This is a genomic window from Terrimicrobium sacchariphilum (assembly GCF_001613545.1).
In the GTDB taxonomy this organism is placed as follows: domain Bacteria; phylum Verrucomicrobiota; class Verrucomicrobiia; order Chthoniobacterales; family Terrimicrobiaceae; genus Terrimicrobium; species Terrimicrobium sacchariphilum.
Map to the genome: position 1 here is coordinate 1,655,638 of NZ_BDCO01000002.1, position 26,996 is coordinate 1,682,633.

The 26,996-nt window shown below is 58.0% G+C and carries 18 protein-coding genes; 6 read left to right on the forward strand and 12 right to left on the reverse strand.

Going from position 1 to position 26,996, the window contains the following annotated elements; genetic code table 11:
- Positions 1-32: 32 nt before the first annotated feature.
- The 5 genes from TSACC_RS07830 to TSACC_RS07850 all read left to right on the forward strand — a co-directional run bounded on the left by TSACC_RS07830 (position 33) and on the right by TSACC_RS07850 (position 7,353).
- Entirely contained in the window at positions 33-920 is an 888-nt protein-coding gene (locus TSACC_RS07830; protein WP_075078793.1) for a CHAD domain-containing protein, read from the forward strand.
- Positions 917-1,672, forward strand: coding sequence for a guanylate kinase (locus tag TSACC_RS07835; RefSeq protein ID WP_075078794.1), 756 nt, complete (start codon positions 917-919; stop codon positions 1,670-1,672). Before TSACC_RS07830 ends, TSACC_RS07835 begins: the two co-directional genes overlap by 4 nt.
- Positions 1,673-2,116: 444 nt before the next feature.
- Complete coding sequence (locus TSACC_RS07840; protein WP_075078795.1) at positions 2,117-3,823, forward strand: diflavin oxidoreductase; 1,707 nt, start codon at positions 2,117-2,119, stop codon at positions 3,821-3,823.
- 9 nt (positions 3,824-3,832) lie between these two features.
- Positions 3,833-5,518 (forward strand): NADPH-dependent assimilatory sulfite reductase hemoprotein subunit, encoded by a 1,686-nt coding sequence (locus tag TSACC_RS07845; protein ID WP_075078796.1) that lies wholly within the window; start codon positions 3,833-3,835, stop codon positions 5,516-5,518.
- Positions 5,519-5,760: 242 nt separating this feature from the next.
- On the forward strand, positions 5,761-7,353 hold the full coding sequence (locus TSACC_RS07850) for a sulfatase family protein (RefSeq protein ID WP_084400301.1): 1,593 nt from the start codon (positions 5,761-5,763) through the stop codon (positions 7,351-7,353).
- A 140-nt stretch (positions 7,354-7,493) separates the two neighbouring features.
- On the opposite strand, the gene TSACC_RS07855 is transcribed toward TSACC_RS07850, so the two are convergent.
- The 9 genes from TSACC_RS07855 to TSACC_RS07900 all read right to left on the reverse strand — a co-directional run bounded on the left by TSACC_RS07855 (position 7,494) and on the right by TSACC_RS07900 (position 17,247).
- Positions 7,494-8,609, reverse strand: a complete 1,116-nt coding sequence (locus TSACC_RS07855; protein WP_501211790.1) for a formylglycine-generating enzyme family protein — start codon at positions 8,607-8,609, stop codon at positions 7,494-7,496.
- A gap of 119 nt (positions 8,610-8,728) precedes the next feature.
- Positions 8,729-9,769 (reverse strand): vWA domain-containing protein, encoded by a 1,041-nt coding sequence (locus tag TSACC_RS07860; protein ID WP_075078797.1) that lies wholly within the window; start codon positions 9,767-9,769, stop codon positions 8,729-8,731.
- 14 nt (positions 9,770-9,783) lie between these two features.
- The gene (locus TSACC_RS07865; RefSeq protein ID WP_075078798.1) at positions 9,784-10,242 is read right to left on the reverse strand and encodes an ExbD/TolR family protein; all 459 of its coding nucleotides are present in this window, start codon (positions 10,240-10,242) and stop codon (positions 9,784-9,786) included.
- 6 nt (positions 10,243-10,248) lie between these two features.
- Positions 10,249-10,710: an ExbD/TolR family protein gene (locus tag TSACC_RS07870; protein WP_075078799.1), complete on the reverse strand. Its 462-nt coding sequence runs from the start codon at positions 10,708-10,710 to the stop codon at positions 10,249-10,251.
- Positions 10,711-10,722: 12 nt separating this feature from the next.
- Positions 10,723-11,559 carry a MotA/TolQ/ExbB proton channel family protein gene (locus tag TSACC_RS07875; protein ID WP_075078800.1) on the reverse strand — a complete coding sequence of 279 codons (837 nt, stop codon included), beginning with the start codon at positions 11,557-11,559 and terminating at the stop codon, positions 10,723-10,725.
- Entirely contained in the window at positions 11,556-12,425 is an 870-nt protein-coding gene (locus TSACC_RS07880; protein WP_075078801.1) for a hypothetical protein, read from the reverse strand. The genes TSACC_RS07875 and TSACC_RS07880 overlap by 4 nt, the downstream gene beginning before the upstream one ends.
- On the reverse strand, positions 12,425-15,295 hold the full coding sequence (locus TSACC_RS07885) for a tetratricopeptide repeat protein (RefSeq protein ID WP_084400302.1): 2,871 nt from the start codon (positions 15,293-15,295) through the stop codon (positions 12,425-12,427). The genes TSACC_RS07880 and TSACC_RS07885 overlap by 1 nt, the downstream gene beginning before the upstream one ends.
- A 235-nt stretch (positions 15,296-15,530) precedes the next feature.
- Positions 15,531-16,703: an L-rhamnose/proton symporter RhaT gene (gene rhaT, locus TSACC_RS07895; RefSeq protein ID WP_075078804.1), complete on the reverse strand. Its 1,173-nt coding sequence runs from the start codon at positions 16,701-16,703 to the stop codon at positions 15,531-15,533.
- 40 nt (positions 16,704-16,743) lie between these two features.
- Positions 16,744-17,247, reverse strand: a complete 504-nt coding sequence (locus tag TSACC_RS07900) for a carbohydrate binding domain-containing protein (protein WP_084400303.1) — start codon at positions 17,245-17,247, stop codon at positions 16,744-16,746.
- 413 nt (positions 17,248-17,660) lie between these two features.
- Between TSACC_RS07900 and TSACC_RS07905 the strand changes: the two genes are divergently transcribed.
- Complete coding sequence (locus tag TSACC_RS07905; RefSeq protein ID WP_169809576.1) at positions 17,661-18,515, forward strand: NAD(P)-dependent oxidoreductase; 855 nt, start codon at positions 17,661-17,663, stop codon at positions 18,513-18,515.
- Here TSACC_RS07905 and TSACC_RS07910 read toward each other — a convergent pair.
- The 3 genes from TSACC_RS07910 to vccA all read right to left on the reverse strand — a co-directional run bounded on the left by TSACC_RS07910 (position 18,484) and on the right by vccA (position 26,980).
- Positions 18,484-19,605, reverse strand: a complete 1,122-nt coding sequence (locus TSACC_RS07910) for a LacI family DNA-binding transcriptional regulator (protein ID WP_075078806.1) — start codon at positions 19,603-19,605, stop codon at positions 18,484-18,486. The two genes, TSACC_RS07905 and TSACC_RS07910, sit on opposite strands and share 32 nt — an antisense overlap.
- Positions 19,606-19,743: 138 nt before the next feature.
- Entirely contained in the window at positions 19,744-23,187 is a 3,444-nt protein-coding gene (locus TSACC_RS07915) for a glycosyl hydrolase (RefSeq protein ID WP_084400305.1), read from the reverse strand.
- Positions 23,188-23,200: 13 nt separating this feature from the next.
- The gene (vccA, locus tag TSACC_RS07920) at positions 23,201-26,980 is read right to left on the reverse strand and encodes a Verru_Chthon cassette protein A (protein ID WP_075078808.1); all 3,780 of its coding nucleotides are present in this window, start codon (positions 26,978-26,980) and stop codon (positions 23,201-23,203) included.
- Positions 26,981-26,996: the final 16 nt, after the last annotated feature.

Here is a 26,996-nt window from a genome sequence, read left to right on the forward strand (position 1 = left end):
ACTCCGATCCCCCCTCTTTTCGCCTCACGCCTATGTCCTTTGAGCTTCGCATTGATGAATCCCTGGGAGCAGCGCTGCGGCGGTGCCTGGTGGAGCAGACGGAACGGCTGGCGGCTGATGTCGAGGGCGATGAGCGTGGGGAGGCGATTCATAAGGCGCGCAAACGCTGCAAGCGGCTGCGGGCGGTTTTTAGACTATTGCGGCCAATACACCCGGATCTCGCGCGCGGGGGCAATGCGCTTTTCCGGGAGATCGGGCGCGGATTATCCGCCTTCCGCGATGTGGATGCGACGCGGGCGGCATTTCGCCGTCTGGTAGCTGACGCTGGAGAGCATGGCGGTGTCCTGGGACAACTGGAGGGCATTTTACACAAGGAAGACCCTGCCTTGACGCCGGAATTGCTCACGGAACGAATCGCATCCTCGGCCCGGCAGGCCCGTGAAGCAGCCCAACAGTATCAGAAGCTCGACCTGGGCAAGAATAGCTTTTCCCTGTTCGGAGATGGATTGCTGATCACCTATAAAAAGGCGAGGGCAGCCATGCGCTCCGCCTACGACGATCCCCACCCAGAGACGTTTCATGAATGGAGGAAACGCGTGAAAGACCTGACGAACCAGATACAGTTCCTCGCTCCGCTCTGGCCCGAGATCTTTGGTGGGCTCCGCAAGGAACTGGATGCCTTGGGGGACATCCTGGGCGACGACCATGACCTTAGCGTCGTCAGGTCTATCGTCCTGACGGATGGCGAGGCCTATGGCTCCGAGGTGATCGAGCTTTTTACGGATGAGGTCGATCGTCAGTTGGGCGGATTTCGCCGTCAGGCGCGTGCGCTAGGAGCCCGGCTTTTTGCCGAGAGATCGGAGAACTTCATTCGACGGGTTCACGCTTATTGGGAAGCCTTGGAGGAGGGGCGCAAGTGAAAGCGCGTGGACGGCTTATTATTCTGAGCGGTCCTTCCTGCGTGGGCAAGAGCCCGCTCTTCAAGGCTCTCAGGCAGTTCCAGCCCGAGCTCATGGCCAGAGTCCGTCCCTTGGTTTTGTACAATTCCCGTTCCCCCCGTCCCGGGGAATCCGACGGGAAGGACTATCACTTCCGGTCTCGGGCAGAGATCGAGAGACTGAGGGGAAACGACCGGTTTGTTGTGATCGATGTGCGGGGGGACCTTCAGGCTCTCGATGTCGAGGAACTCGACCGTAATCTGGCCAAGTCGGATATGCTCTTCGAGGGTAATCCGTTCATCGGGGAAACCTTGCTTGTTCACGAACAGCTCCGGGAGGTTGCCAGGCTGAGCGTGTTTATCGCGCCGTTGAGTCTGGACGAGGTGAAGTTTCTCAAGTCCCAGCCCGGAGTGGCGTTTGACGCTCTGATTGTTGATGTGATGCGGCGAAAGCTTCTGCGCCGCACCCGCAAGCAAAAGGGCGAGCTTTCCCTGAAAGACCTGGAGGAAATCGAGCGGCGCGCGGGTAGTGCTCCTCGGGAGCTCGCGATGGCTCCTCTATTTCAATACGTGGTGCCCAACCACGATGGTGAGGATAGTGAAAACTGGAACGCCTTTTATCATCCTATCGGTGATGCTCGTCGGACATTCCTCGCGGTTGCGGGGTTGCTGGGCGGAAAGAAGCTGCCCCACGTCGAAAAATGGCCTAAAAACCTGTTTCCCCGAAAGGAATAGCAATCCCTCCCGGGACTTGTGAGATGTTCCTCTAAATTATTTATTACCAGTTGGTTGACGTAATGGCGACTGGTTGAGTCATTTTTTCGATCATTTTTCTCGCACGATGGGCGCTGTGTGCCATGGTAGGAAAGGCGCTTTCGTCGGCATTCATATTGGAAACCCGTCTGCATTTCGCGAGAACTGTAGAGGTGAGAAACCTGGGTTTCTGTGTCTGTCCGAGGTGCCTAAATCGCTGTAAAAGATCGACTTCGTGAAGAGAACACCTACCGCATGGCAAATCCATTTGTCACATCGGCATGACCGACGATCGCCTGCCGGGCATCGTGGTTTTTCGATGATGGCGGCCTTGTGTTCCCGCCGAGCGGGGTTCGATCCTCAAGATGCTTTTGCAGGCGTCTCACTCATCTCGATCCACTCCTGAACGGAGTTTCTGCCTCGCCCATGCTGGACAATAATCCAAGAGTCACTTCCTTCATCAATCTGCTCAAGACTTCCTCGCAGGAGGAGCTTGTCTGGATGCACGGCTACCTGAGCGCCAAGCTTGGCGTCTCCTGGGGCGGTGCTGCTTCCCAAAGCGTCGAAACAGCGGTTCCCAAGGTGACGCGCTTCACGCTGGCCTATGGTACGGAAACGGGAAACTCCAAGCGCCTCGCGACCGATCTGGCGAAGGCGGCGAAGGAGCTTGGTTTTCAAGTCAAGCTGGTGGCGCTGGACCAATATCGGCTCAAGGACCTGGCCAAGGAGACATATTTCTTTTTGATCGTCAGCACGCAGGGCGATGGCGAACCGCCTGCGTCGGCGAATGCCTTCTTTGATTACATCCAACAGGGCGAACTGAAGCTGGATGCCATGAATTTTGCCGTCCTCGGACTGGGCGATAGCGCATATCCGCAGTTTTGCCAGGCTGGCATTGACGCAGACAAGCACCTCGCCGATCGGGGCGGCAAGCGTCTCCTGCCTCTCGTGAAATGCGATGTGGCATTTGATGAGGAGGGGAAGCAATGGTTGACCGATATCGCGGCGGCTCTCTCTGGGGCATCCGTGCAGACTGCGCTACCCTCTGCGGTTGCCACTCCGGTCCGTCCCGGCAAGGCCCTTTACCAGGGCGAGATCCTCACCAACATCAATCTCAATGACGAACCCTCCGCGAAGGAGACGCATCACATCGAAATCCGTTGCGAGGGGGATATTGACTACGCCCCGGGCGATGCGGCGGGATTCCAACCCCTAAATCCGTCCGACCTGGTGGACCGTGTCCTCGCGGCGCTGGAAAAGAGTGGGGACGAGCGTGTTACTTTCCGCGGCGAAACGGCTGCCCTGCAGGAGGTTCTTTCCCGGAAGGTGAATCTCACCTATCTGCCCAAGCGGGTGATCGACAAGTATGCTGCATTACTGGCCAGACCGATCGAATGCGGAAGGGTGAATTTCGACGAGCTTCTCATTGCCCACCCTCCAGGGGCGGTGGAGCTCGGCGCATTGCTGGAGATCATGGAGCCCATCGCTCCGCGTTTGTACTCGATCTCGTCATCACCTGCGGCGCATCCGGGTGAGCTCCACCTCACCGTGGCCCGGGCGACTTTTACCTCGGAGACCGGCGCCAAGGGCGAGGGGCTTTGCTCCGGATATCTGTGTCGGTTGCCGGAGGAGACGGAAATCGAGTTCTATATCCACAAGAACAGTGCGTTCAAACTCCCGGCCCCGGAAAACGATGTCATCATGATCGGGCCTGGCACTGGTATTGCACCGTTCCGTTCCTTCCTTTTTGAGCGTGACGCGGCAGGTGCTTCCGGTCGCAACTGGCTGTTCTTTGGTGATCAGCACTTCGTCACGGATTTTCTTTACCAGACCGAGTTGCAGGACTTCTTGAAAACGGGGGTGCTCGATCGTCTCGATGTTGCGTTTTCGCGGGATCAGGCGGAGAAGGTTTATGTGCAGCATCGTCTCTTGGAGAACGGTGTGGCAGTGTACGAATGGATCGAGGGTGGCGCCTCCGTCTATGTATGCGGAACCAAGGACCCGATGAGCGTCGATGTAGAAAAAGCGCTCCTGCAAATCATTCAAACTCATGGAGGCCTCGAGACAGAGGCCGCTCAAAGCTACCTCGCTCGACTCGTCGAGCAGGGGCGATATCTCAAAGACGTCTACTAATTCGCGAATATGTCCAACAACCAGCCATCTCCGATCGAGAAGATCAAAAAGGAAAGCCATGGTCTGCGCGGCACGATCAAGGAGAGTTTGAGCGACGCCTACACAGGCGCCGTGCGGGACCCTGATCAGGCTTTGGTCAAGTTCCATGGCATGTATCTCCAGGACGACCGCGACCGTCGCGACATCCGTGCGGCCAAGAAGCTGGATCGCCTCTATTCCTTTATGGTTCGCCTCCGCATTCCCGGAGGTTTCCTGACACCCGAGCAGTGGGTCGCCGTGCATCACGTGGCAGGGTTGTATTCCACGGGAGTGATCAAAATCACGACGCGCCAGACGATTCAGTTGCACGGCATCCTGAAAAAGGATGTGAAGCCGACGCTGAAGGATTTCAGCCTGGTGGGCCTGGACTCCATCGCCGCCTGCGGCGATGTGAATCGCAACGTGATCGTCTCCGGCAACCCTGCGGAGACTCCTTTGCATGAGCGCCTCTACGGATACGCCAAGCTTATCAGCGAGCACCTCCTGCCCAAGACTCGTGCCTATCACGAGATCTGGCTGGACGAGGAGCACCTGAACCCGCAGGACGAGGAAGATCCGCTTTATCAGGACCGGTATCTACCCAGGAAATTCAAGATCGGCATCGGTGTCCCGCCCAACAATGACCCCGACGTTTTCGCCAACGATGCGGGATTGATCGCGATCCTCGAGAATGAGGAACTGGTGGGTTTCAACATTGTCGTGGGCGGCGGGCTTTCCGCGACGCATGGTAATCCCGAGACCTACCCGAGGGCGGCGACGGTCATCGGATATGTCGACATCCGCGATGGCGACGCAAACCTCTTGTCTGCTCTCTACGAGATCGTAACGATCCAGCGTGATTTCGGAAACCGCAGCGATCGCAAGCTCGCGCGACTGAAGTACACCCTTGACCGCATGGGAGTGGAAGAGTTCAAAGCCGAGCTCACTCGCCGCTGCGGGTTTGCTCTCGAACCGGCTCGTCCGTTCGCCTTCACGTCTCGTGAGGATCGATACGGCTGGCTCCAGGACCATCGCGGACTGTGGAATTTCACCGCCTTTGCAGAAAATGGCCGCATCCTCGACGACTCCCAACAAACGCTGAAGGCGGCGCTTTTGGAACTGACGGAGGCGAAACTGTGCAACATCCAGTTTACGGCCAATCAGGGGGTGATCGTGGCCTCCGTGACAACAAAGAACAAGAAGCGGGTTCACGAGATTCTCGAGAAGCATGGCGTTGTCGCATTCCTGGAGCGCAGCTCGGTACTTCGCAGAAACAGCATTGCCTGCGTGGCGTTGCCGACATGTCCTCTTGCCCTGGCGGAGGCCCAGCGGTACATGCCATCGCTCATCGACAAGATCGACATCCTGATGGAGCGCCACGGATTGCAAAATGAGAATATCATTACGCGCATGACAGGGTGCCCGAACGGGTGCGGACGTTCCCGCTTGTCCGAGATCGGGTTCGTCGGTACAGGACCGGGTCACTACAATCTCTGCATTGGCGGAGACCATGTGGGGACGCGTCTCAATCAGGTCTATCGCGAGAATCTGGACGAATCTGGCATTGTTTCGACTCTGGACGAACTCTTTGAGGGCTTCGCCAAGAATCGCAATCCAGGAGAACATTTCGGAGATTTCGCCGTTCGAAGCGGCTGGGTGACACCGGCAGCCGCTTGATCGAAACTCGGAAGGCGTCAGGCCTCTCTGCCCCCTCGTAAGTACGGAACGCCGCCTGCACGAATGTGCGGCGGCGTTTTGTTTCGGGAATACGGGATGCAGCTCTCTTTTGCTTTCAAGTATCTGTACAGAGTTATTTGACACTATTGTATCGATATAATACAGGTGAAATGAGTATGGGTTTACTTCTGAGATCGATGCTCGGATTCCATCAACCCGGAACTGCTCGCCCTCTTCATCACATGCCTCAGACGTTTCATTGCGCCTCCCCGAAGCTTTGCCTGCCGGGCAGCATTCGCACCAGGATCAAGTCATTGAGCCGCCTCGGGCAACTCTCATGCCTTGCGCTGGTATTGCTGACCTTGCTTGCGCTTTCTTCCTGGAAGGCGAACGCCGCCGAGCCGCTTCCCAATATCGTCCTTATCAATGCGGATGATTTGGGCCTGGGTGACGTCAGTTGCTATGGAGCAAAGGCGTTGTCGACGCCGAATCTGGATCGACTCGCTGCGGGAGGATTGCGTTTTACGGATGGCCACGCGTCCGCTGCGACTTGTACGCCGTCGCGATACTCGATGCTGACGGGCGAATATGCGTGGAGGCAGCGAGGAAGAGAAATCCTGACAGGCGATGCAAATCTCATAATCAAGCCTGGCTCCACCACACTGGCTTCCATCCTTTCGCATGCGGGATACCGCACCGGGATCGTAGGAAAATGGCATCTCGGCCTCGGAAAAGGCAAGATCGACTGGAACACTAATATCAGCCCCGGTCCCCTGGATGTGGGATTTGACAGTCAGTTCATCATTCCCGCGACGCTGGACCGGGTGCCTTGTGTGTTTCTGGAAGGCAGCAAAGTGCGAAACCTGAGCGTGGATGATCCTATCGAGGTCAGCTACTCCCATCGCGTGGGCGATCTGCCAACTGGGAAATCCCATCCAGAGATGCTGCTGATGACCGCCGACGACCAGCATAGTGGAACGATCGTGAATGGCGTAAGCCGGATCGGCTTCATGAAGGGAGGAAAATCCGCGCTATGGTCCGATGTCGACATGCCAGACCTGATCGTTCAGAAGTCCGTGGATTTCCTGGAGGAAAGCAAGGGCAAGCCGTTCTTTCTCTACCTTGCTCTGGTCGAGCCTCATGTGCCGCGAATCCCAAGTGCACGTTTTGCCGGCAAGACTCCCTTGGGTCCCCGCGGAGACGTCATCCTGCAGCTCGATTGGATTGTCGGTCAGGTGCTCGATGCCTTGGACAACCGGGGTCTCGCCAGCAACACGATCGTCATTTTTACCAGTGATAACGGTCCGGTACTGAATGACGGATATGGCGACCAGGCTGTCGCGAAGAACGGAACGCATACTCCAGCGGGACCGTACAAGGGTCGGAAGTATGTCGCCTATGAAGGAGGCACTCGTGTGCCCTTCATTGTCCGATGGCCGGAAAAGATCAAACCGGGCGTCTCCGATGCCTTGGTTTGCCAGATCGACTTTCCGCGCACCTTCGCCCAACTGACAGGACAAAGCATCGAGAGTGGCGCTGCGCCCGACAGCCAGAATATGCTGGCACCGCTTTTAGGGGAAACACAGCAGGGGCGGAAAACACTGGTAGAGGAGGGCGTGTCGGAAATGGGATTCCGCGACGGTAGTTGGAAACTCATCGTCCCGAAGAATCCGAAGAAAGATGCGGGCGCCCCCACAGTCAGCGTGAATAATTCCCAGTTGTTCAATCTGGCTGAGGATGAGGGTGAAAAGATAAATCTCGCTCAAAAAGATCCTCAGCGTCTGGAAGCCATGTTGGCACAACTCCAACGTATCCTGAATGGAGGTACGGAATAGCCTTTGGCAATTCCTACAGGGCTCTCAGAATCATGACAACGGCTGCACCAGAGGAACTCATTTGTTTTTCCTGACTGGGGAGTGCCGCGTGATTGAGAGATGTTTTCGATCCAGTTTTTGACTGGTGATTCTGCGACAGCCTAAGGATTGGACGGAAGAGATTTGACGCAGCGGAAGCCAATATGGCTCGTGCCGGTATCGGGGGTCGAACCGCGACGGGCGGCAGGGCGATAGCTTTCGCAATAACTGGGAGAACAGAGAAAACTGCCGCCTTTGATGACCCGGCGCACGGTGCCGGGGACATCGGCTGGCGAGGGATCACCGGGCAGAATACGCTCCGGCTCTCCCGAGGCAGGGCCGCGGGGATCGCAGCACACCATGGTCTTGTTCTCGCCGCGTTCGGCGAATGCCGCCCCATGATAGATATCGGCGCACCAGTTCCAGACATTGCCGCCCATGTCATAGAGCCCGAATCCATTGGCAGGGAAGCTGCCGACGGGTGAGGTGCCAATAAACCCATCGGCTGCCGTATTGTGATACGGAAAGTCCCCGGTCCAGCGGTTGGCATGGTATTTGCCATCGACGATCTCTTCGTCGCCCCAGGCATACCGCTGACCATCCAGTCCGCCCCGGGCGGCGTATTCCCACTCGGCTTCTGTGGGTAGACGCTTGCCCGCCCACTTGGCATAAGCCTCGGCGTCTTCCCATGCGATTTGGACCACAGGATGATTCTCGCGGCCCTTGATCGTGCTGCCGGGGCCTTCGGGATGCTGCCAGTTTGCTCCCGGTGTCCATACCCACCAGTTAGCCATATTGTTAAGCGGCACGGGTCCGGCGGTGGGTTGAAAGACGAGAGAACCCGGTTGGAGCATTTCGTCCGGTGGCTTGGGCGTGCCGGGGGGAACCTGCTTCTTGATTTCCTCCCAGTCGACCGGCCGCTCCGCCACGGTCTTGTATCCCGTCGCTGCGACAAATTTTGCGTAATCGGCGTTTGTGACGGGGTAGATATCGATCAAAAAGGGTGAGACCTTCACGCGATGGGCGGGCTTTTCATTAGCTTGTGCATACGGTGCATCGGACCCCATCGTAAATTCCCCTCCAGGCAGGGCCGCCATGCCCGGTTCAGCTGCGGCTAAGCGCGGAACTACAGAGGACAGCGCAACGCTCAGCGCGACGAGCGCGATGAGGAGGCGGTTTCGATCCGTCGGAGTATTGCAGTTCAGAGACGAAAGCATTTCGGTTTGCTGGATTCCCATGGTCGATCTGTCGATGCCCCGTGCATAGCGCTCATCGCAGGAGTTTACTATGCCCTCGATTAATGGATAGGGAAGCCTTTACGTCCGCATCAATCGTGAGCGAGTTGGGTGGTCTGGAGCTATTTGCCGACTTCGACGTACTCTCCATCGTATTTTTCGGCGAGACGCTTGAGCACCTCGGGATGGCATTCCGACTCCGGGCGGGCGATCCAGATACAGTTTACCTTGGGCTTCTGAAAGTTCTTGCTTATGGCGTTATCGATCGCGCTGAGGGTCTTTCCGATATTATCCTTCGGGATCTGTCCATCGGTCATGAAGAAGATCAGATCGGGCGCTGGTGAGGCCAGCATGGCGTAGCGAAAGGGCTGCTTCCAGTCCGTACCGCCAGGTGCCGCCGATTGCTGGCGGAGATTGGACATAACGGAATCCACGTTCTCGGAACTGATGGAAATCCAAGGCGGGGAGTCGAGCTTTTCGTCCCCGACGAGGGAAAAGTCATCGTAGCCGGAGCCTTTTTTCCACTTGGAGTTAACTTCGCTGATTCGCTGGGTGGGCAGCCAGGCAGGGCCAGCCCAGAGGATGAGCATCACCTGCGTGCCAGGGGCGAGGGAGCGAAGGCTGCGCTCGAGTTCCTTCTCCATTTTGGTCCGAAATGGACCGCTCATGCTCCCGCTATAGTCGAGGAGGAATGCGATCCGCTTTTTTGCCTGCATGTTGACACCGAAGAAGGGAATGGATCGTCCTCCCGGAGAGCCTCCTCCTCCGGCGAGTCCGCCGAGCGAACCTAGCGACGGGGAACTCGCTCCTGCCATCGATGAAGGCAGCATGGAATTCATTTGAGGCATGTCGGGCATATCCGGGAGGGCGATTTTCGAGGCCGCGTTGGCGGTGATCTTGCTTGTCATCGCCGGCATCATGGCCGAGGCGGGGGATTGGGGTGCGGCGACCTTGTACTCCAGAACCCGACTGCTTGCCTGGGTGGATTTTCCTGCTCCCTGGAAGGTCACCTTGCGCTTGGTAACGATGCTCTGGACGACAAACGCAGTGGCGACGACGAGGATCAGGACATGAACGGCGACACTGACCCAGAAGAACCAACCTTTCTTGAGTGAGCTGAATCGGTTTTGCAGCCAATGGGTGATGGCGACTTTGGCATCCATGGCGGGAGGGTGATTTATTGGCTGACCGAATCGTCGGTGGTTGAGAATGTGACGCCCTTTACTTCGCATAGGGCGAGGGCATCGAGTACCTGGATCGCACGGGAGTATGGAGTGTCGCCTTCGCTGACCAGTGTGACCAGCAGCTCGGTCCTGGCCGCGTCGGCGTTCTGCTTCAAGCGCTGCATCGCGGCGGAGAGTTGCGGCAGGCTTTTGTTGCTGGCCGCTGTCTCGATTGGTTCTTCGTTGAGCAACACGTCTCCGTTAGCCGAGATCGAGACGATCTGTTCGTCCGGGAAGTCGACCGACTCGGATGTTGGGGCATTGCCAGGGAGTTTTGTGTTGAGCTCGCGCTCGATTTTCACCGAGCCAGCCATCACCATAAAGAAGAGCATGAGGACAAACATCACGTCCAGCATGGGGGCGATCTGAAATCCCAGGTATCCCTCCTGATCATCAAGGTCAACGTGTCGCATGGTGAACTAGTCCCTGTTGGTGGCGGAAAAGCTGATATCCGAAATCCCTGCCTGGGCGCAGGCCCCCATGGCCGCGGCGACATAGCGCACGGGGACATCGCGGTCGGCGCGGATGACCGCACGATATTCCTCGGGCGAGGTGGCGGTGTCCCGGGTTTGATCCGAGCGGGCTTTGGCGCTCCGGAGCGGTTCCAGCATGCGGGAGGCATCCTCGTAGCTTTGATCGTCGAAGGTGAACCCCGCGCTATGCTTTTCGGCATTCCATTGCACGTTGACGATGGCCTCCCGGCGCATGTTTTCCTTCTTGGTCGCGTTTTGGGCGATGGGCAGTTTGATGTTTCGGTCCACTTTAAGAACCTGCGCGGAAGTGATCGTCATGAAGAAGATCAGGATGACCAGCAGGACATCGACCATCGGAGCAATCTGAAACTCCGGTTCGCCGCTCTCGAGATTTCCACCGCCAGCCATGGATTAAAGAGGCTAGGCGTTGACTGGAGAGGCTGCCTCGACTTCCTCAGCTTGCTGGGGAAGCGTCCAGTTGGGCTGTGCGGCATAAAGCTCCTCGCTGCCGAGATGAACGTCCTTGAGCAGGTCATAAGGCATGCGGCGGAACAGTCGGGCGATTTCATCCTGGAGGTCGTGCATTGCCCGGGAGAGGCGATTGCGCAGGAAGTAGAAGCAGCCGAAGGCCGGGATCGCGATGAAGAGGCCCGATGCGGTGGCGACCAGGACCTCGCCGATGGCAGCCGAGAGACTCGAGGGGTCGCCGATGCCGGAGGAGCCCAGGGTGGCAAACGCGCGAATCATCCCGGTGACTGTCCCGAGAAGTCCGATCATGGGCGTACAAACGCCGATGACGGAAAGGTAGCTGATGTAGGTGTTGACGCTGGAGTTGACCCGTACGACCTCGCCGTGGATGGCTTCTTCGGTCGCTGTTTTCCCTTCTCCGAGTCCCGATAGTCCGGCGCAGGCGACCCTCGCCAGCGGGGAGGGGTTCTTCTGGCAATACTCATAGGCATTGACGTAATCGCCCTGCCGGAAAAAGGTTCGCAGGTTCTCCATGGTTGCCTCAGGCATCATGCGCTTGCGGCTGGTGCGCAGGACGCCTTCCCCGACGAGATACAGGGTGAGCAGAGAACATATGCTGATGGGGATCATGACCCATCCGCCTTCCTTGAGGGTTTCAAAGAGTGTTTTCTCGTGGACGCTGCCTGCTTCGCCTGCCGGACCTTCCTCCGCGAGACACAGCGGAGCAAAGCCGAGAAGCGCTATCAAAAGCAGAGCGTTCTTGATTCGATGGATTCTGTCTTTTTTCATTTGGTCTGGATGCTGGATGTGTCGGCGGGCCTGTTCTGTCGCCGCTCAAGACGCGCAAAATCGTCTTTCGCCGCCGCGAGTTCGGGTGACGCCGGGTAGAGACTCTTGAGATCCTGAAGGTAAAATGCCGTCCACTTCAGGTCATCCATCTGGAAGAACGCGCGGGCAGCCTCCAGCGTCGCGGCGGCCTGCAATTCCTTCACGCCTGGATAAAACACGCGAATACCCAGAAAGCCTTCCGCAGCCTCGCGAAATCGATCTTGCTGAGAGAGCGCCCGGGCGGTGAGGAATTTCAGCTCGGCCTTGGTGTGCGGGTCCGGGTCCTTCAGTGCCTCAGCGACCCTAGTGACGCTTTCACTGAGTTTGACACCGTGGAGTTGATCGGAGAGAGCGAGTTTTCGGAGGGCGGCGAGCGCGCCGGGTTGAGTATCCACCGGGAAATGGGTGGTGATCTCATCGTAGACCTGCGCGGCACCGGAACGATCGCCGGAGATTCGCAGTGCATCGGCCTGCACCAGTGCCGCCTCCGCCCACCATTGGCCGGGGAGATCTTTGACGGGGCCGTAGAGTTGCAGTACGGGCCGCAGCATTGCGCGGGCTTCAGCGGGCTTGTTCTCACCCAGGAGCGACTTTGCGGAGCGAATCTCCGCAGGCTCCTCGGCATCAATGGTGGCAATACTGGAAAGCGGATAACCGACCTCCATCTTTCCTCCTTCCGCCAGATCGGTCGGAACCCTAAGCGTTGCGCCGGATACGGAAAATGTCGCAAAAGGAATCCGGCGGCCATCTTTCAGAACGAGCTCCTGGGAATGCAGAGAAGCGGTCGCGATCAGCGCAAAAATGGCGGTGGGGAGTATGGCTTTCATCACTGGGCGGACTGATGGGTGGCGAGTTCTTTCCGGGCTGTGGCGAACTCCGGAAGCTTCGATAAAGCATCCTGCCTTAGCATTTCCTGCCACGTCCGGATGGCCTCCTGGGGCTTGTTCATGCGGAGAAAGCAGTCCGCGCTGGCGAGATAGGAGCGTGCGACCCAATGGGGAAACTTGAGCCAGGAGACATAGACACGCTGAAAGTATGCGTTGGCCTCGGCGTATTTCTGCTGCTTGCGCTCAATTTCGCCAAGCCAGTAAAGGCTTTCCGCCGTGGGTTCGCCCCGCCACTGTCTGGTCGACGCCACCTGCTGGAAGGTCTTGGTCGCTTCACGGTATTGACTCATCGCCATCTGGGTTCGTCCCAGACCCACGAGGGCCTGGGGCATCCATGAGCCGGGGCGGGCGATCGCCGCCTGGAAGTGCTTTTGAGCACCATCGGTGTCTCCGCCGAGCAGCGCGAGGCGGCCCAGTCCAACCTCAGCAGCATCGATATTGGCGCTCTTGGGGAAATCGCTTTTGAGGACCTCGTAAAACGATTTCGCGCGCTCTGTGTCTCCCGCAGTCAGCAGCCGGTCGCCGGCCATGGCCAGCAGTGGAGCGCTCAGGTCTTCCGGTTTGAAGTCACGGGCGATTTGATCCAGCAGGGCATTGGCGCGTTCGGGATTGCGCTTCAGGCGTGCGGCCTCAGCCTGCGCATAAAGAATGCGGGCCTTTACGAGAGGCAATTCGGTCTCTGGATCGGCGAGCGAGGAGGCGATCTCCTCGTCGATCCCCTGGGTCGTCCCGGCCTTATGATCGGCAGTGAGATTGTCTGCTCTTTTCCTGGATGCCAGTTGGGCGTAGAGGAGGAGAAGCTGTTCCACGCCGTCGCGCCGCCGGTCGGCAATGTAACGCTTTACGTTTTCCGCTGTGATGCGGCGGGCTTCCGTGGGCTGGCCGAGGCGCTCCCGGGCACGCCCGACCCAGTAGATCGCCATGACGTTCAGCGGGCTGTCGGGATGTGTATCGACAAATTCCTGGAACAGTTTTCCGATGCTTTCCCAGTCTCCGGTCTTCTGGTACGACTTCTGTGCTTCCTGCAGGGCATACTGAAGCACCTCGTCAGTCCTCGCCAGACGTACTGCGGACGCATAGGCGGCAGCTGCCTCGGGAAAGCGTTCGAGGGCTGCGTAGGTGTCGCCAAGCAGGGCGGCGTTTTCCGCCTGCAAGGGGTCCTCGGGAAATTCCTTTGCCCAGGACTGGCAGGAGGCGATCACCTTGTCGTAATCTTTTGCCGCGTAGTCCGCCACCTCCAGGCGGTATTTAGCCTCAGCGCGGAAGTTTCCCTTGGGATACTTCTCCAGATATTGGTTGAACCCCTGAACTGCCCGATTGAGATCTCCCTCAAAGAAATAGCTTAGCCCGAGGCGACAGATGATTTCCTCGGCATATTCGCCGGAGGGGAATTCCCGGAGATAGCCTTCGTATTGCTTGCGCGCCTCGGGAAGCCGGCCTTGCATGAAATTCACGTTGCCCAAAAGATAGACCATTTCGCCGCGCCGGGGATTCTTTGGCTGATCTTTGAGAGCCACCCCAAAGAACGTGGCTGCGCTGGCGAGATCCTGATGTTGCAGGGCGAGCGCGCCGTTGAGGTAGGAGATTTCCTCCGCGCGTTCGCCTTTCGGAAACTCCTTCAGGTACTGAGCGCATGCTGCCTGGGTTTCCTTGTAGGGCACGATGTCGGCCATGGAGTAAATCCAGAGCGACATCATGCTTTCGCGCAGAGGACTCTTGGGAAATTCCTCCAGCATATGCCTGAGTACGAGGTAGGACTCCCATGGCCTGCCCGCGGTGGAATAGGCGCGGGCAATACGGAACCAGACCGACTCGTCAAATCCGGACAGTTGACGAAACCCGCCCAGCGCTTCCTCCGCGGCGGCAACTGCATTCTCCAGGTCCGCAAGACGCGCGGTGCCTGCCGCGTCCTGCGTGGCGGGTTTCTTCTTCTCGTTCTCTATGGCCTGCTTCAGCTCGGCGATCTTCTTTTCCTGGAGTGCAATCAAGTCTGCCTGCAATCGGGCCATTGCGTAATATGCCAGGGCATCGGCCAGCTCGCCTTTGTCGGAATAATGATCTCCCAGACTCAATGTCAGGATGTTTAGCTGGAGCGGATTGTCGATCCTGGCCGGATGATCCTGCAGAACGCGGATGACTCTGGATGCCTCATCCCAGCGCTCGGTCGAGAGCAGCGCCTCCGCCAGCATCTGGCTGGCCGCGGCCTTTTGCCTGCTGTCCGGCAGCGGCGGCTTTCCGGTCAGGGCCTCCAGCAAAGGAATCGCTTCAGCGGGCTTCTTTTCCTGCATGGAAAGCGAGGCCTGATAGAGCAGAATTTGATTCCGGTAAGCAGGAAGTTGCTGAAGGAGGGCAAACTGGGCTTTCGCTTTTGATGGAACTCCGCTTTTTAGCGCTGCGATAGCCAGATTCATTCGCGCTTCATTCACCTTGGGCGAAGCGGGAAATTTCGAGAGAAATTTTTCCCAAGAGGATATGGCTGCGGAGTAGTTGGCGGTGTTAAAATTTGCCGCAGCCAGCGTAAGATAGGCTGCCTCGATCGCGGATTGCCATTCGGGCGGAGCGGAGGCGGGAAGCAGCGAGAAGAACTGGTTCAGATTTGTGATCGCACCAGCGAAGTCATTGGCGGAGAAGGCGGACATGCCATCGCCATGGGCCTTCATCACCTTCTCCGTCGTTGCCAGAGCGTCGGGAGCAGCCGGGGCTGCTCCGACGGCGCGGACTCCCGAGCACGCGATTCCGACCACCAATGAAGCAAGAACCACGCTGGTAGCGAGCGTGGTTCGTCTGGAGGAGGGACAAGCGAACGACATTTTTCCGAGATGTGATGGGGGTACTCTATGGGGAAATACAGTAGACTGACGTGTCTGGCGTATCCTTAAAGAAGCGATACGAAAAGAAAAATATATCGATTGAAAAGAAATGTCAACGAGGCGACCAGATGCATGCGGTCTGGTTGGAGAATGAGGGGAACCCCGGTTCAAGGGGCGCTCTTCTGATGAGCCGCGGGGATGACTATCGCGGCGATTTGCGCGGTTTTGGGAGGCGCTAGTGGGAGGGTTCCGTCCCCAGGAAGTTTCCGTATCCGACAATGACGGTCGATCCGATGAGCAGAAGGAGGCCGAGGGCAATCAAGGCATGCGTGCGGCGACTGGTGCCTCGCCACTCGTGGAGAACGATCCCCCACAATGTGCTGAAAATGATGATGCTGGCCATGTGGAGGGTCCAACTGGAAAACTCGTACTGGCCCATTTTTGTCTGCCCCATGCTATAAAAGAAAAACTGCAGATACCACGTAATGCCCGCTGCCGCGGAGAGCAGGTAATTTCGCAAGAGCGGCGCAGGTCCCGCGATGGTTTGGAGAGGTTTCTCCGAGGAGACGGATTTCTCCTCTGCGGCAGTAGAGAGCATCAGACCCTCGGCGGCACTGACTTCGGCAACCGCCGCAGGACGGAGGTTGAGGTATTCGTGTCCTGATCGGTTTTTGAAGTTCAGGATGAGGCACCAGATGAAGTTGGTGGTGAACCCGCCGAGGAGCACGATGACGAGGACGGGGAGATTCTGCCAGAGGTCGCTTCCACCATGCTCGAGGAGCGAGGCTTTGGCGAGGTCGCCTAGAGGCTTTCCGGCGGCCAGGCCGAAGGCAAAGCACGAGCTCATGATGCCGGAGAACGTCGCGACGAGCATGCCCTTGGTGAAGTGAAACTCCTTCACGGTGGCAGCCTTTTGCTCGGGAGAAAGCTCTCGTTCCTTGGACATTCCTGCCATGCCGCTAATACCGATGCCGACCAGGCATGCGAGCACACCGAGAATAACCATCTGCCCTGATACGGTGCCGACGATACTCCCGATCTTTCCCTCAAATAACGGAGGGATCAGCGTGCCAAAGGCTGCGCAGAAGCCCAGTGCAACCGCCATGCCCAGAGCGATGCCGAGATAGCGCATGGTGAGACCAAAGGTGAGCCCTCCCACGCCCCAGAGGACGCCAAAAGTATAAGCCAGTAGCAGCGCCTGCGGGGGCGCCGAGGAGATAACATGCCATAGCCGGGGTATCAGCAGCCCTGCGAAGATCCAGGGAGCAATGATCCAGCTGAAGACGCCTCCTACGAGCCAGTAGGTCTCCCACGACCAGCGCCGCACCCCGCGATAGGGGATGTAGAAACTCGCGGAGGCAAGGCCTCCCAGCCAGTGATAGAAGACGCCGAGGATCGGATTGCTCATCGGAGCAGATCAAAAGCGTGGTTAATGTAAAAATGATAGCTTATTCGATCTTAAGGCTGAAGTCATCCAGGTCTGCTTCGCCTTTTGACCCCGTCCAGGACCGAATCCAGATGCCAAATGAGGTGGCATCCTCTGGAGCAGAAAATTCCACTTTGTATGGACTCCACTCTGCGGATTTCTTTGCAACGATGATCACCGGGGGATTTCCTTTTTCGTTCAAGATAGGGCGCTTGTTTCCGCCATAGGGGACGAGCATGACGACGGCCAGGCCATTGGACGTGGCACGAGCCCAGAATTCCAGAGTCACCTTCTGCCCAGGCACGACCTCCATTCGCTCGGATTCGATGCGTGCACCAGGACCCGAGAGGTGCAGCCCAAAGGTGCCGGTGTGAGCGGCTTCCTGAGTTACGGAAGACACGGGCTGCTTTTCCTGCACCTTCCATTCATTGAACTCGGACTCAAACCCGGGATTGGTCAGTTGATTGGCGGAGAGCGGGGTCGATGCCAGCAGGACCATCGTCGCGAGGGAAAATAAAGTTCTCATCGTGGGAGGAGCGGTATGCAGACAGGCTAGCCCATTCGGCAAACTCCGGGCAATGACAGTGAAATTCGTTTTGTAGAATCTGGGGCGATTTTCCCTGTTCAGGGAATGGATGCAGAGGTCCCGGGAGCAACGTGTTGAGATTCGACAGTAAGAACAAATGCGTCGAGGCGATTCGTTTACGCCCAATGAAGCATGACCTACGATTGGTGAGTTCCTGCATGAATACGCTTGAGCTTTCGGAAACGCTGCGGGCTGCGAGATCCTCCAACGATCACGTGGTCGCTGTTTTGACGCCCTATGAAAGAGACCTCTTCCTGCCAGGTTGGAGGCCTGATAGCGGGAGCTCTGCGAGGGTCAGCCAGGTGGACGTGTCGCGGATGTCTCGGGAGGAGTGGCTGGATATGCTCAGGGAAATGCAGCCGACGGTCCTGTTGACGGCCTGGAGTTGTCCCACCCTGCCCATGGAATGGTGGGCAGAGAGCTCGTTGCGTTATCTATGCAGCATCACGGGATCAGTCAAACCGCGGGTTCCGCGCATCTTTATCGAGCAGGGGTTGCTGGTGAGTAACTGGGGCAGCCTGATCAGCCACACCGTCGCCGAGCATGCGCTATTGTTGGTCCTTGCTGCCTTGCGAGGGATCTCAGGGTGGCCCGCCATGATGAGGGAGCCGCGGGACATGCTTCAGATGATGCAACGCCTCAAGACGAAGAGGCTCCGGGGTGCACGGGTGGGGGTTCATGGGTTTGGAGCGGTCGCCCGGGAGCTTATCCTGATGCTAAAGCCGCATCACGTTGAAGTCTCCGTTTATTCGGAAGGGGTGCCGCAGGCCCACTATGATGAATACTCCGTCAGGAGATGCGATTCGCTGGACGACCTGTTTGCTGGTACCGAGGTTTTGATTGAATGCGAGGGATTGAATGACCGCACCAAGGGCGTCGTGACTCGAGAGCTCCTGTCGCTTCTGGCCGACGATGCCGTGTTTGTGAATGTCGGACGGGGACGGGTGGTGGATGAAAATGCTTTGATTGATCTCGCCCGGGAAGGACGGCTGCGGGTGGCGCTGGATGTCTATCACAGGGAGCCGCTTCCAGGGGATTCACCTCTCCTTGATACGCGGGGAATCCTGCTCTCGCCTCATGTGGCCGGGCCGACCTCCGATACCTATCCGTTGTGTGGGTGGCAGGCATTGGAGAATGTTGCCAGATTCCTGAGGGGCGAGACACCCGCTCATCTTGTCACTTTGGAGGCTTACGACCGGGCGACTTGACCGCCTTTTGTTTTTTCTGCCGGGTCGTATTCTGACGTTCGGGATGCACGGGCGACGGTTCCTGGCGCTGCAAGGTTTTGCCGGGTTGCCAGGTTCCCTCGACGAGTACGCGGACGGGAGTTTCCGGGATACCGGTTTCCCTGCGGTGAATCATGTCGACGACCATGTCGACGGCCTTGCGTCCGATGAGCCGGCCATTCTGGTGAACTCCAGATAGGTAGTAATCGTTATTATCCAGAAACGGACAGGCGAAGCCGATATCCTGAGGAACCCGGTAGCCGATCGAGCGCAGGCGATGAGCTGTCGTATGAAACGAGATGACCACATCTGGGCGGTGTTCCTTTGTCCACGCCTCCAGCTCTTTGGTTTCTTCGTTGTCCCAGATATCCCAAAGAATCGGGAGCCGAGCCAGATCCGGTCGCTGGGCGTGCAGAAGCAGCAGTCCGCTTTGCCAGGCGTGCTCCACCTTGGCGTCCCAATCACTTGGGATCACCAGGCCGATCCTGCGATAGCCCAACTCGAGCACCTTTTGCAGCAGGAGCTTCATGGTGTGCACGTGATGGTTGGACACCAGATCGAGGACGGCCGGCTGCATGGTGTAGCCAAAGGCGATGGCGGAGAGCTCGTCGTATCGGAGGTCGAGATAGATGTTTGCCAGTGGCTGGGGAGCCAGCAGTGCTCCCTGAATATTGCGTGCTCTCAGGATACGGTGGAGCTTTTCCACAGTCATGCCTGACTCTCGGAGCCAGAATTCCTCAACCATGTATCCACGCTCCTGCGCTCGCTCGCTGGCCCCGGCGTAGTATTGGCTAAACTCCCCATGACGGTAGAGCTGCTCTGGGCTCGGCCAGTTGTGAATCCACGCTATGGTGGCTTGATAATGCGCGGGGCGGCAGGACTTCCGATAGGCGTTGAGCGCAGCCAGCATCGGGTCTGGGCGATAGCCCATGGACTCCGCGATCTGAAGGACTTTTTCTCTCGTGGAGGCTTTCAGTCGAGGGCTTTGACGCAGTGCCAGGCTGACTGTGGTGAAGTGCACCCCGGCCTTTTCAGCAATATCGCGAACCGTAACCCGGGGTAAGGAAGGCATAAGATACGAAGTTCAACAGTGAGCAAGATAATGCAAGGAAATCCGGTGCGGAGAGGCAGGACGCATTCTACAACGATGAATAATTCCGGGGAACAGACTCAGTGCAGCCTTGTCAGTGGATTTCATGTGGAAAGGCATTCAGCGAGTGGCCGGCAACTCGATCTCCGGGTAGGCCACGAGTTTCACGGGGCCGAGCAAGCCGCTCTGTTCAGGCTCGGCATTCTCCGCGAGCCAGTCCTTGATCCGGGGCCACGACGTCCACGTGGTTCTCTCCCGCGCGGGCAGTGACTGGTCGGCCATGAGGCGGTTATACCAGGTGTTGACCACCTCTATGCTAATGGAATTTTCGCCGGGGTTGACAAGTCGATCGACTGAAATCTGCCATGGCTGGCGCCAGAGCGTCCCTGCATTGCGGCCGTTGATGGAAACACGGCACGCCCGCCCGACGTGGCCGATATCGAGGATTACATTTCCTGCATCCCTGAGAAAATCCGGAGGGACATTGAGCGAGGTTTCATAAACGACGAGACCGGAGTAGTTCCGGAATCTGTCGTCGGATAGACTGGTCCAGGATACGGGTTCGGTCATGGTGATTTCGGGCTGTCCTGCCAGTTGTCTAAATTGAAGCCGCCATGGTGTGTTCACGGGCAATGTGCGAGGCGAAGGAAAGTTGAGCGTAATGACTGCGCCTTCGGGGCATGTGAGGGAGACCTCTTTGCTCTGGGTTGAGGTTGCAGTCCAGCGGGTGGGCGAGCGTTCCCGAAAAGCAATGCCAGCCAGGCCGGTGAAACTGGATTCGCTCGGATGCGTCGACACCCAGCGGGGTGCCGCAACGGTTTGCAGGACGATGAAAACACTGCTTTTTGCCGGGATATCGACTGGAAAGATCGTACGGCCTGCGCGGTGCCGGAAGACGGGCAGAGGTGCAATGGAGCCGTTGGCGGGGTCCCAGCGTTCCGGCATCCTCTTTTTCAGGTCTGCGACATCGCAGACAAAGCTGGCCGGGCCCTCGTTGGGGTTGAATAAAAAGTAAGCTTCCTTATCCTCTGACAGAATGTGGCAGAATTTTACATTTCGCCCCCCTTCGGAGGAGTTCGATCGTAGCGTCGGCAGGTAGCCTGCATTTGCCAGCACCTGGGCTACGTTGTCGGTCCGATAAACAAAGCCCTTTCCCACTCGATGAGGATCAAGGGTGTTGTCAGGCAGGTTGTTCCATAGGTGCGCGACCAGCGCCTTCAGCAACGCATCCTCTTCGCGAAAATTGAGCAGTCCCGGTGTACGCAAAGGCGGCTCGCCAATGAGAGTAGCGCCTGCATCCACCAGTTTCGAGAGGCACTGCAATGTATCCACGCGCAACGCACTTCCGGAGGAGAACATCGTGCTGCCAGGCAGGATCAGGCAGGCAAAGGTTCCCGCGTTGTCGAGCCGGAGCATGCCGTCCTTTACGCTGATGCGGTTTATCAGGGTGTCGTGATCGATGAAGAGCGGCTGGACATTTTCCGGCAGGACGAACTTTGAGAGATTGAGCTCACTGCGCGGCAGAGTGTCGCCGTAGTAGATCAGGATGTCGTGAAAGGAGGAGGAGTTTTGAAAGATGTATTGTTTGCGCGCCAGCTCGGAAAGCCAGTCGCGGGCCAGGGTCCACCAGGTGTTGTGCCGCTGGAAATGCTGGCCGAATCCCTGCAAGGTCAGGCCAGGCTGTCGCTCGTCCGGCTGGTGCATCATGGAGTGCAGCGAGGCCTGATTCATGCCCTTGAGGAAAGCGAGGTCTCCGACAAACGAAAAATCTCCGGGCGTCCTGCGCCAGTCGCCACGGAGCGAGGTAAACAATTCGTAGCCAAATATCCTTTTGCCACACACCTGCGCGGCACTGGCAAATACCGTTTGCGTGATCGTGCCGTCTGGAATGGTCGGAGGTTTGCCGTCCTTCCAGTCGGACCAAAGCTCCTCCATGGGAACATCGATGGCGCGGGTCATACGGAAGGCGTCGAGACGAGGCCCGGCGAAGGCAAACTCTGCGGCAAATGCGAGGCCGTCAGCATGTGCCAGTTGGCAAAGCTTCTCGTAATAGTTCTCAATGACGAGGTCCGAGATGGTTTCCCTAAAGTCATTGAAGAAACGCAGAGTTTCCTGCGTGGAATTCACCGTCGCTCCTGTGAGTGCGGGCATCCAAGGTACGATATCGTAGCCTCGACGACGTCGGAATTGCTCGGGAAAATCGGCGCACCAGTTTTGCATGCCCGACTCCCAGCTGTCGGCTGTGAGCAGCGTGAATGTTGAGCGATTCCCAGACCCGGCTGCTTCCAGAATGGGCGTGATATATGAGCGATATTGCAACTCGGTAGCCGCGGCGCTCATCTTGTCGGACTCATAGCCAGCTCCACCCGGTGGCGCCGGGTTGATTTTCTGGTTTGTCGTGGTGTATCCGTAGCGCACGATCCGCCAACGCCCCGGCGGAACTTTCCACGTTACGATGTCGCCCGTGCGAAGAGCGGTCAGGTTGACCACCTTGTCCGCCGGGATGTCGCCTGCAGTCGGCGTGAGCGAGGCCGTTGCCAGGATGGAGAGCGGACCAGCCGAGTCGGAAATCTGGCTTCCCAGATCGCGGAATGCGCTGTCCCACTGAGGGGATTCTTCTGCCTCGAGGAACTCCGCCTCGCGCAGGGAGAACTGACTGGCATTGAAGGAGGCATTATCCGGAAGCCGGACCTCCACCTCAAAGGTTTGCGCAGTAACGCGGGGAAAGGTGATCGTGATTGGCTCCTCCAGTTGGGAAACTGACATTTCCTTTTCCGCGACGAGATGTCCGTCAGCCCTTATGCCAAGGGTGAGGGGCTGGCTTTTCATCCAGATCGAACTTTGAAGCCAGATAAAGGCCCTTTCGGCGCGGTGTCCGGTAGAGAAGGGAATCGAAACACTCCAGGTTTTACTGTCGGCTGATGCCGCTGAAGCGATCGAGGTGGATGGATTTGCATCGCATAGGGCATTCGTATCCTCAGACCGGCCGTTATTGAGAACCCGGGGTGAAAGGGACATGCGCGAGGGCGTCCGATGATCCGGCCACGCCAGGACATAGGTATCTCTGGCCCAACCGGCATTCGCCGGCAGGGCGGGAAGCTGTACGGTGACTTCCCTGTCACCATCGACGGTTACGGATGAGAAGACGACACGCTTCATGGATTGTTCCACGGGAATCCATGGCCCTCCCGCACCGCTCCAGCCGGGTCCGGCGGTGAGGCCGAGCGTAATGCCGCGCATTTTCGCTTCGTTTGCGGTAAACCGGATAACGTCGAAGAACTCCGGCGTTCCCAATGCAATCGGAGAGTCAGCGCCTGCTCCAAATCCCACCAGGGTGATCGTGGCTCGCTGTATGCCCTGCATCTTCATGCTGTCGAGATCCAGGGACAAACCGTCCTTGCTGATCCGGCCATCCATCCAGTGCCACCAGGTTTCCACTCTCGACCTTGCGGGAGGCTGGGCAAAGGAGGAAGGTTCAAACGTCTCGCCAATCACCGTGGAGAGCAACATGCTCGCGGCACCGACGGCCAGGACTCCTGCTTTCCATGATCGAGGACGATTCATATGAGGAGTGCTGTCAGGGAGCGAACGGTCGATTCGAGCGCTGGCGCCACCGGTAGAAAGTGTCGAGCGAGGGGGTGGCGTTTGGATTGGCCGCGTAGTCCTTGATATCAGGATTGGCCGGGTTGATGAACCTCTCCAGAGTCGTCGAGCCGCGGTAGTCGCCGGTGACGCTATCCTTGCCTTCTTCCCACACACCTTGATTGGAGCCGGGGCGCTTCTTTAGTGATTGGGTGCGGTAATACACGGTATAGGTATTTGAGCGGGTGGTTAGGCGAGGGTACACCGTCGTGTAGATCCGCTCTCGTGAATTGTCACCAGTAAGGGCGTGAGCCGCCCAGTAGGCGGCCATGCTTTGGTCGAGGGACTGCTTGGACCCGGTGGATGGAGAGGCGTCGTCGGGAATGATGTGAAAGTCACAGATCTCAGCGGGGGTTCGGAAGGCGTAGAGGCCCGACCCATCGGAGTTTGAAAAGCGGTAGTCGAGCTGCTTGAGGGTGTCGGGTATATTGACGGGACGTCGATAGGAGTTGGTGCCGCTATTTTTGTATGTGCCAGTGTCTTCATTGGGCACCGAAACGACCTTCTCCTGTTTAAGCACGGCGTTCAGTCCGGTATTTCGCTGCACCCAGGTGAACGGAATGATCTGCTGGTTGAGATTGATCTTTCCGGCCGTCGAGAGAGGTTCGCTGATCGCGTAGGGTTCGACGACCGGCATCCAGAAGAGATCGAGGATCAGGTAGTCGGGGTTGGCAATGAAGCCTCCGGGCGCGGAGGGGTAGTTCGGATGGCCGGGCTGCCTGCGGAAAAGCAGCGTTTCCCAATGATGCTCCCTTTTGATCCCGGTCGGCAGCGAACCAAACATGCCGGGAGAGGGAATGATGCGGTTCGGCGAGAAGAAATTGCTGACGTCGAACATTTCCGCTCCATAGCTCTCATAGTAGGGGACGCGTTCGGATGATGCGTTGATGTATGTATTGCCTTCATCTGGCTTGTTGAGGTAGGGGCCGTCGGCATCATTCGTCAATCCATTGTCCCAGTCGCCTGTCGCCTGGGCCGCGGGGACGGGGAGGGGGGTGTCGGGATGGCTGGAGCGCTGATAGTTTTGGGTCATGTTGGCCAGCTTGCCCCCATAGGTTGTGGACAGGCTGTCGTATTTGGACCCATCGCGAAAGACATGCATGTACCAGCCGCCACTATACTCGGTGAAGGAGTCGGCCAGGCGATAGTCGTTGTTATAAAGCGGGTGAGGAACGAAGTGCGTGTCTGTCGTCGGAGTGATGTCGTCGGTCCTGGCAGCGAGGATGCGGAAGTCGGCATTGTTGCCGTTTTTGTCGGCAGGCACGATGGAACGGACAAGATCGGAGTTCCGTTCCAGGACGAAAAAGTCTCCGCCTCCGAAATCACCAGCCAGCCTGCCGGCAGAGACCGTGCCACCCTTGTCATCGGTAAGTCCGGCTCCTCCTGCCTGGAACGTCCACTGCTTCTGCGCCGCTGACTTGACGGAGCCATCGGCATTTAGTGTCGTCGTATTATTCAGGATCGGCGCAGGAAAGGTGCCTCCCGGCATGTCTGCGGTGATCTTCTGTACGACGTCTCCCGTGGCCCGCTTGAGGATATGGAAGGTCAGACGTCCTCCGCTGAAGGTGAGCCTCGGATCGCTCGCCATGACCCGGATCGTCACCGGCTCACTAATAAATGGGTATTGTCGGTTCTTTGTTACTCCGGCTCCTCCATCCGTGCTGCTGCTAAACATGGAATCCTGTGGCAGGCGGCCATTGTTGCGGGCACGCACGCCTCTGCCGTCGAGAGTCCACCAGAGCCCCATGTTGCCGCCGGTTGGGAACCCCCCATTCACATCATGCGAGTATTTCCCGAGAATCATTCGGCCCGCCTTCGTTTCAGTCTGGTCGCTTTCGGGAGGGAAGCCCAGTGCAACCGCGGAGCCATCGGCATTGCCTTTTACGGTGAAGTTCTCCAGTCCCTCGATCTTGATCTCGATGTCCGGCCTCAGCCCCGCATAGCCCTGCATGGGGGTAAAGAGCTCCAGGAGCATTGCCGCCTCGATGCGGATTTGCTTGGTGCCAGCCGATGTGTCTTTCTGAAGCACCCTGTCATCCCATGCCGTGGCGGGGTCATTTGTTCCCGGCAGAGTCTTGTTGCGATCGGTGAAGACGCCGTTGGAGTCGATGCTGTTATTGGAGGCGGGAATGTCGGGGTCTGCCGTGCAGATGAACCAGATGCCTGCCTCGGTCAGGCTTAGTTCGCGTCCGAACCCCTTGGTGTCTCCGATGCGGATCGGCTCCACGACTCCATAATCAAGACGGGTTTTGTTGTCTGCTGAGTTGGCCTTTATGCCGGTGGCATACCGGCTTGCCTTGGCCAGATTGCCGTCATAGAGATTCGTGCTTCGGATATAGTCAAATATCTCGGTCAGGACCTGATCGGAATCATTGCCATATTTCCCGGAGAGCGTATCTCCGAACCCCGGAAATTTGCGCGCCATGAGGTCCCTTAAGTAGGCGTAGAGGGTCCTGTTACGGAGGATCTTGTCGTAGTCATCAGTCGGGCTGGCGGCATTGGCTCGTTGAAAGTAGTAGGGCTGATTATTGATCGTGCTGCAAAACGCGATCAGCCGGTCAAACGGGGTTCTGTAGTTGGAGGAGTTGGTCGAGTGAATCGGCCAGCACGAAACGCGGGGAAGATTGAACAGATTCGTCTCCGGAGCCCTGCTGGAGGTGGTGAGGAAGAACTTTCCGCGCTCCAGCATTGAGCGGGTGATGCCTGCATTTTCCGCGCGCGAGTTGGAGAAAAGCAGTTCGTCCTCTGTGGCGATGAGCCGGTCCTGGTCCAGCCCTGCCGCGGCGGCATCGCTGACCTTGATGGTTCCATTCCGGGAACCCTCGTTCTTCAGGCGGGGAACCAGGCTGAAGATCTGGTCTCGCGTCAGGTTGGGAAACACGGCTGAGAGGCTCGTAGTTGCCGGGTGGCCGGGATAGGCCTGAAACTCGTTCTTTGCGGGCTGGTACTGGGCCAGGTCCTTTTCCTGGGGGGTGCCAAATCTCGGGGCATCCCAATACGTTCCCTCCGAGGCGGTATTGACGTTGATCTTGCAACTCTCGTCGTCGGTCCAGAACGCGACGCGGCCCACGATGCGGTTGGAATCCGAGGCGCCGGGCACGGTGGCGGTATCGCCTGATCCTGAAGGGGCGACCATCTGGCCGTCCTGGAGGATGTAGAGCCAGGTGACGGGCATGGGCGCCGGGTTGGTGATTCCCTGGGATGCACCGGTCGGGGCGGAGTTCAGGGCGAAGCCTTCCACCTCCCCGGCGGCTGATGGATCAAGGATCGGCCACTTGTCCACTGTACCGTCGAAATCGCTATCGGCCGGCATGTTGAGGTCCGTGTAGAGAGCCGGGTGTTTATACCAATCGGAAAGTGTCGATGCTTCCGCGGTCGGAACGAGCGCTCCCTCCGTCCACATGGACGGAGAGCTGTAGAGTTTGTATGTTCTTTGAGCCTTTCCGCTGTTGTCAAAGGTGCGGATGAGCCCCGGCTGTGAGGTCCATGCGACTGTCGTGCCTTGTTTGGTAGCGGCATCGATCTGCGCCTGGACGACCTGTACAGCGTCTTCCGCAAGTATCTTTGCGCTGATGGAGGAAGCGTAACCACTGGCCACTCCTCGCTCGACCTGCACCCGCGAAAGAATTCCTACGACGAGAGCCAGCACCAGTACCATGATCGCGAGGGCGATGATCAGTGCAGCTCCCTTTGTTGGAGTGGGACGAGACTTCATGGACGCGGGGTAAAAG